This is a genomic window from Streptomyces mayonensis (assembly GCF_018982965.1).
GTDB lineage: Bacteria > Actinomycetota > Actinomycetes > Streptomycetales > Streptomycetaceae > Streptomyces > Streptomyces mayonensis.
Genome location: NZ_JACBYP010000210.1, coordinates 1 through 6,028, shown reverse-complemented (window position 1 = coordinate 6,028; position 6,028 = coordinate 1). Strand labels below are relative to the sequence as shown.

Sequence of the window (6,028 nt, the reverse complement as noted above, 5' to 3'; positions counted from 1 at the left end):
GTTGTCGTTGTACCGGCTGTGGTCCCTGTCCTTGTGAGCCCCGCCGTGGGCGGGGGGGGGGGGGGGGGGGGCGCGCGACTGTGGGGGCGTGCGCGGGATCGCGCACCCGGCTGGGAGCGTCGCGTTCCGCTCCCGGCCGTTGATCAGCATTGGCCGTCCACCCGTGCCGTACAAGGGAGTTGACAACCTGTCAACAAACATGACATGTACGCGAAATCATCAAGGCGTGAGGGGCTCGCGATGCGTTGTCAGTGGCTCGCCCTACTGTTCAGGCAGTGGGACCCGCGGACACGCCGGGGGACCGACCGGGGAGAGGTCTGCCATGTCGAAGACGTACCTGGAGCTGTCGCAGGACGACGGGAGTGCGCACAAGTTCTACGAAGTAACCGTCCAGGGACAGGTCGTGTCGGTGCGCTACGGCAGGATCGGTGCCGCCGGACAGACCCAGACGTCGACCTTCCCCACCGCGCAGAAGGCCGAGGCGGCCGCGGCCAAGAAGATAGGCGAGAAGATCCGCAAGGGGTACGAGCCCGCCGTGCAGGGACAGCGCGCACCCCGCGCCGTCACTCGCCGGCAGGTGACCTCCGCCCCCTCCACGGCCCGCGCCGTCGCGCCCGTGCTGTGGCGCTTCCGCACCGGATCCGCCGCCTTCGGCATCCACATCGACGAGGAGCGCTGCTGGGTCGGCAACCAGGCGGGCGACGTCTACACCCTGGCCCACGGCGGCGAGGTCCTCGCCCGGTACCAACTGCCGGACGGCGTCAAGTGCCTGGTCGCCGACGACTTCTGGATCTATGCGGGCTGCGACGACGGCCGGGTGTACGACCTGTCGTCCAAGCTGCCCTTCGCCGCCTACGACATCGCGGCCGACGTCGACATCTTCTGGCTCGACATCCACGAAGGCGTGCTGAACGTCGCGGACCGCGCCGGACGCCTGACCGTCATCGACCACGAGGACGAGCACCAGTGGGCGCGCGGCGGGCGCGGCGAGCACGCCTGGATGGTGCGCGCCGACGACCGCGCCGTCTACCACGGGCACACCCGCGGGGTGACCGCGCACTCCCCGGACGGCACCGCCGAGTTGTGGCACACGCCCACCCAGGGTGCCGTCCTCTTCGGCTGGCAGGAGGACGACGCGGTGTACGCGGGGACCGCGCGCCACACGGTCCAGCGGCTGTCCAAGACCACCGGCTCCATCGAGGCGACCTACCGCTGCGACAGCCCCGTCTACTCCTGCGCCACCTCACCCGGCGGCCGGTACGTGTTCGCGGGCGACTCGGCCTCCTCGGTCTACTGCTTCGACCGGGACGGCACCCGGCTGTGGAAGCTCGGCACCGGCGGCGGCTCCGCGCTGTCCATGCAGTACCGGGACGAGCGGCTCTTCCTGGTCACCACGGACGGCTCCCTGGTGTGCGTGGACGCGAGCGAGGCGGCCGTCACGGCCGCGCAGCAGGGCTCGGTGCCCGTCGCCCGCGACATCAAGCTCGCCGCCACCCTGCCGACGTACGCGCCGGCCACCGCGGTCGCGGCCGTGGCGACCGTCGCCGCCGCCCCCGCGGGCTCCGTGGTCGTCGAGTGCGTCCAGGAGAACGGCCGCACCCGGATCCACGTGGTGTCGGAAGGGTACGACCACGCCTGGAACGTCCAGTTCCCGAGGGCGATCCGGGAACCCGGCGCGCGGTACGTGGTGGACTCGCTGCACGCCGCCTCGGGAGGCTTCTACCGGGTGCGCGGCGACATCAGGCGCCTGCAGTGACCGGTGCCGCGCCGGGCGGCGGACGCCGGGACGACGGCAGGGACCACGGGAGTGCAGGACGCCGTCACCCGGCAGGACGCTCAAGCGGCGGTACGCAGTGCCCGGTTGCGGCGGACGGAGGACCAGAAGGAGGCGCCGATGAGCACGACGCCGACCAGGCCGGTGATGATCTCGTTGATCTGGTACTGGATGGTCACCAGCAGGATCAGCGACAGGGCGCCGATGGCGTAGTGGGCGCCGTGCTCGAGGTAGACGTAGTCGTCGAGGGTGCCCTGGCGGACCAGGTACACGGTCAGGGACCGCACGTACATGGCGCCGATGCCCAGGCCGAGGGCCATCAGGACGATGTCGTTGGTGATGGCGAAGGCGCCGATCACGCCGTCGAAGGAGAACGAGGCGTCCAGGACCTCCAGGTAGAGGAACATGAAGAACGCGGCCTTGCCCGCCAGCCGGACCGGGGAACCCCGCCCGCCCGCGCGCCGTGCCGCCTCCTGCGCCTCGTGCTCCCGCTCCTCCTCGTTCTCCAGCCGCTGCTCGAAGAAGCCGGAGAGCCCGCCGACGACCAGGTAGGTGATCAGACCGGCGATGCCGGCGAGCAGAACGGTCTCGGCCTTGTCGGCATGGGTACCGCCGTGCTGGTGGGCGTGGGCGCCGAAGGTGAGCGACGAGACCAGCAGCACGATCAGGGCGATGCACACCGACAGCATGTCGACACTGCCGAGCCTGGCCAGCGGACGCTCCAGCCACCCCAGCCACTTGATCTCCCGGTCCTCGAAGACGAAGTCGAGGAAGATCATCAGCAGGAACATCCCGCCGAACGCGGCGATCGACGGATGGGCGTCGGTCACCAGCTCCTGGTAGCGGTCCTTGTCGGTGAGCGCCAGGTGCACCGCGTTCCAGGGGCTGAGCGTGGCGCTGACCGCGACGATCAGCACCGGAAAGACCAGCCGCATCCCGAAGACCGCGATCACGATGCCGACGGTGAGGAAGATCTTCTGCCAGAAGGCGTTCATCTTCTTCAGGATCCCGGCGTTGATCACCGCGTTGTCGAAGGACAGGGAGACCTCCAGGACGGAGAGGATCGCCACGATGCCGAGGGCGGTCCAGCCGTCGTAGAGCACGCCCGCGGCCAGACCGAGGGCGGTGACGGCGAAAGCCCAGCGGAACGTCTTCAGAAGCACCGGCCACTCATTCCTGTCGTCGCGCCGTACGGGAGGGCATCCCCTGCCGGTGCCCGCCACGCAGGTTGTCTACCACGATCGTCCCGTCCCGTCCCGCCCCGGCAGGCGGCTTGGGAGGGCGGCCCGGGACTCGGCGGCGACCAGAACTGGAATCGTTCGTTTCCTTGAGTCGTTCGTGTTCCAGGGAGTAGGTTCACGGCCATGACGGCACCCCGGAGCTCCCGGAATCCCGCCACCGCCGCGGAGCTGCGCCAGGCGGGCCTGCGTGCGACGGCCGCCCGTGTCGCGCTGCTCGAGACCGTCCGGGAGGGGAACCACCTCGACGCCGAGGCCCTCACGGCCGGTGTCCGGGGGCGGGTCGGGCACGTCTCCCTCCAGGCCGTGTACGACGCTCTGCACGCACTCACCGCGGCACGGCTCGTACGCCGTATCGAACCGCCCGGCAGCCCGGCGCGGTTCGAGGGACGGGTCGGTGACAACCACCACCACGTCCTGTGCCGGTCCTGCGGTGCCCTCGCCGACGTCGACTGCGCCGTCGGCGACGCGCCGTGCCTGACCGCCCGTGACGACCACGGCTTCGTGATAGACGAGGCCGAGGTCCTCTACCGGGGCCTGTGCCCCGACTGCTCCACCTCCGGCAGTTCCACAGCACCTTGATCCGCCCCGTTCGGAAGGATTCCCCGTGTCCGAGAACCACGATGCCATCGTGACCGACGCGAAAACCGAGGAGACGGGCGGCTGCCCGGTCGCCCACGGACGCGCCCCGCACCCCACCCAGGGTGGCGGAAACCGTCAGTGGTGGCCGGAGCGGCTCAACCTGAAGATCCTCGCCAAGAACCCGGCCGTCGCCAACCCGCTGGGTGAGGAGTTCGACTACGCCGAGGCCTTCGAGGCCCTCGACCTCGCGGCCGTGAAGCGGGACATCGCCGAGGTGCTGACCACCTCGCAGGACTGGTGGCCCGCCGACTTCGGCAACTACGGCCCGCTGATGATCCGGATGGCCTGGCACAGCGCGGGCACCTACCGCATCAGCGACGGCCGCGGCGGCGCCGGCGCCGGACAGCAGCGCTTCGCCCCCCTCAACAGCTGGCCGGACAACGGCAACCTCGACAAGGCCCGCCGCCTGCTGTGGCCGGTCAAGAAGAAGTACGGCCAGAACCTCTCCTGGGCCGACCTGCTCGTCCTCACCGGCAACGTCGCCCTGGAGACCATGGGCCTTCAGACCTTCGGCTTCGCCGGCGGCCGCGCCGACGTCTGGGAGGCCGAGGAGGACGTCTACTGGGGCCCCGAGACCACCTGGCTCGACGACCGTCGCTACACCGGCGACCGCGAGCTGGAGAACCCGCTCGGCGCGGTCCAGATGGGTCTGATCTACGTCAACCCGGAGGGCCCCAACGGCAATCCGGACCCGATCGCCGCCGCCCGCGACATCCGCGAGACCTTCCGCCGCATGGCGATGAACGACGAGGAGACCGTCGCGCTGATCGCCGGCGGCCACACCTTCGGCAAGACCCACGGCGCCGGCCCCGCCGACGCGGTCGGCGACGACCCCGAGGCCGCCGCGATGGAGCAGCAGGGCCTGGGATGGAAGAGCACCCACGGCACGGGCAAGGGCGGCGACGCCATCACCTCCGGCCTGGAGGTCACCTGGACCAGCACGCCCACCCAGTGGGGCAACGGGTTCTTCAAGAACCTCTTCGAGTACGAGTACGAACTCGAGCAGAGCCCGGCCGGCGCCAACCAGTGGGTGGCCAAGGACGCCCCCGAGATCATTCCCGACGCGCACGACCCGTCGAAGAAGCACCGCCCGAGGATGCTCACCACCGACCTGTCGCTGCGCCTCGACCCGGTCTACGAGCCGATCTCCCGCCGGTTCTACGAGAACCCGGAGGAATTCGCCGACGCGTTCGCCCGCGCCTGGTTCAAGCTGACCCACCGTGACATGGGCCCCAAGTCCCTGTACCTCGGCCCCGAGGTCCCCGGGGAGACCCTCGTCTGGCAGGACCCGCTGCCCGAGCCCGAGGGGGAGACGGTCGACGCCGAGGACGTCGCGGTGCTCAAGACCAAGCTCCTCGAGTCCGGTCTGTCCGTCGCGCAGCTGGTGTCCACCGCGTGGGCCTCGGCGTCCACCTACCGCGGCAGCGACAAGCGCGGCGGCGCGAACGGCGCCCGCATCCGCCTCCAGCCGCAGCGCGGCTGGGAGGTCAACGAGCCCGACGAGCTGGCCCAGGTGCTGCGCGTGCTGGAGGGCGTCAAGGAGGACTTCGACTCCGGCTCCGGCGCCAAGAAGGTCTCCCTGGCCGACCTGATCGTGCTCGGCGGCTCCGCCGCCGTGGAGAAGGCCGCCAAGGAGGCCGGCTTCCAGGTCGAGGTGCCGTTCACCGCGGGCCGGGTGGACGCGACGGAGGAGCACACCGACGCCGAGTCGTTCGAGGCGCTCGAGCCGGCCGCCGACGGTTTCCGCAACTACCACGGCAAGGGCAACCGGCTGCCGGCCGAGTACCTGCTCCTCGACCGGGCCAACCTGCTCACCCTGAGCGCGCCCGAGATGACCGTCCTGGTCGGCGGCCTGCGCGTGCTCGGTGCCAACTACCAGCAGTCCCAGCTCGGTGCCCTCACCCGGACGCCCGGTTCGCTGACCAACGACTTCTTCGTCAACCTGCTCGACCTGGGCACCACGTGGACGTCGACGTCGGAGGACCGGACCACGTTCGAGGGCCGCGACGCCGCCACCGGCGAGGTCAAGTGGGCCGGCAGCCGCGCCGACCTGGTCTTCGGCTCGAACTCCGAGCTGCGGGCGCTGGCGGAGGTCTACGCGAGCGACGACGCCAAGGAGAAGTTCGTGACCGACTTCGTGGCAGCCTGGGTCAAGGTCATGAACCTCGACCGCTTCGACCTGGCCTGATCGATCCGGTCTGATCAACCCGGCCTGACCGGCCAGTCCTGGTCGGCCTCGGCCTGATCGGTCCGGTGGAACGGCGTCGGGGGGCGCCCGGGGGGCCCCCCCCCCCCCCCCCCCGCGCCCCCCCCGGGGGGGCCCGCCCCCCCCCCCCGCGGCGGGGGGGGGGGCGGCCCGGCGCGGCCCCGGCGG

4 protein-coding genes are annotated in these 6,028 nt (G+C 70.9%); 3 read left to right on the top strand and 1 reads right to left on the bottom strand.

All coding sequences use genetic code 11. The annotated features are described in order from the left end of the window. The first annotated feature begins 322 nt into the window (after positions 1–322). On the top strand, positions 323–1,756 hold the full coding sequence (locus tag HZS56_RS36950; RefSeq protein ID WP_216725189.1) for a WGR domain-containing protein: 1,434 nt from the start codon (positions 323–325) through the stop codon (positions 1,754–1,756). Positions 1,757–1,836: 80 nt separating this feature from the next. Here the strand turns inward: HZS56_RS36950 and HZS56_RS36945 are convergent, their stop codons facing one another. Beyond that, positions 1,837–2,937 carry a DUF475 domain-containing protein gene (locus HZS56_RS36945; RefSeq protein ID WP_216725188.1) on the bottom strand — a complete coding sequence of 367 codons (1,101 nt, stop codon included), beginning with the start codon at positions 2,935–2,937 and terminating at the stop codon, positions 1,837–1,839. A gap of 201 nt (positions 2,938–3,138) precedes the next feature. Between HZS56_RS36945 and HZS56_RS36940 the strand changes: the two genes are divergently transcribed. After that, on the top strand, positions 3,139–3,594 hold the full coding sequence (locus HZS56_RS36940; RefSeq protein WP_216725187.1) for a Fur family transcriptional regulator: 456 nt from the start codon (positions 3,139–3,141) through the stop codon (positions 3,592–3,594). 25 nt (positions 3,595–3,619) lie between these two features. Further along, a complete protein-coding gene (katG, locus tag HZS56_RS36935) occupies positions 3,620–5,842 on the top strand; it encodes a catalase/peroxidase HPI (protein ID WP_216725186.1) in 2,223 nt (740 codons plus the stop codon). Positions 5,843–6,028 lie beyond the last annotated feature (186 nt).